We start from the raw sequence: 714 nt of genomic DNA on the forward strand, positions 1-714 counted from the left end.
TTCGCGGTTACCCCTCTCAATAATGCGGTTCGCTTCTTCCCTGGCTTCTGTAAGTATTTCCGCTTCGCGCTGCTTTGCTCTCTTTCTCGCATCCTCTAATATCTGTTCCGCTTCTTTATTGACGCTGGTAAGCCGTGTCTGGTACTCTTCCTTCATGGCCTTCGCAGCTTCTTTGTCATCGGCAGCGGACTTCAGTTCCCCGGCAATCTTCTGTCTTCTTCTCTCCAGAACATCACGCACGGTATTGAACAGCAGATAGGATAATGCGAAAAACAGGATAAAGACGTTAATGCCCGTCACAAACGCATCGAAAAGCAGCTGTGGGTCAAATCCCAATAATCGTTCCAAGGTTTCGCCTCCTCTCGCTCTCTATTCTTATCCGTTCTTTTCTTTAGCTGAATGGCTTTAAGAACATAAGGATAGCAGCGACAGCGAAACCGTAAAGACCTGTTGTCTCGGCAACGGCCTGGCCTAAAAGCATGGTGGATGTGATATCAGACTTTGCGCCCGGATTGCGGCCTACTGCTGCTGCTGCGTGACCTGCGGCGATACCCTGTCCAATACCAGGTCCGATACCTGCGATCATCGCAAGGCCCGCACCGATTGCTGAACAACCTAAGATAAAATCCTGTCCTGAAATTCCGTTCATAGATAACTTCCTCCTGAAATCAATTTTGTATTACGCGCTCAGCCGCGCTTTTTCATTGTTAATCC

The 714-nt window shown here is 48.7% G+C and carries 2 protein-coding genes; both read right to left on the reverse strand.

The annotated features are described in order from the left end of the window. A partial coding sequence (locus NE664_12565) for an ATP synthase F0 subunit B (GenBank protein MCQ4727469.1) occupies positions 1–348 on the reverse strand: 348 nt, incomplete at its 3' end. 43 nt (positions 349–391) lie between these two features. Next, a complete protein-coding gene (atpE, locus tag NE664_12570) occupies positions 392–649 on the reverse strand; it encodes an ATP synthase F0 subunit C (protein ID MCQ4727470.1) in 258 nt (85 codons plus the stop codon). Between the last annotated feature and the right edge of the window lie 65 nt (positions 650–714).

The sequence above is a fragment of the Anaerotignum faecicola genome (genome assembly GCA_024460105.1).
Lineage (GTDB): Bacteria > Bacillota > Clostridia > Lachnospirales > Anaerotignaceae > JANFXS01.

Excerpts from the sequence above, each read along its gene's own strand:
- atpE (MCQ4727470.1), bottom strand. The coding sequence starts at position 649 with ATGAACGGAATTTCAGGACAGGATTTTATCTTAGGTTGTTCAGCAATC.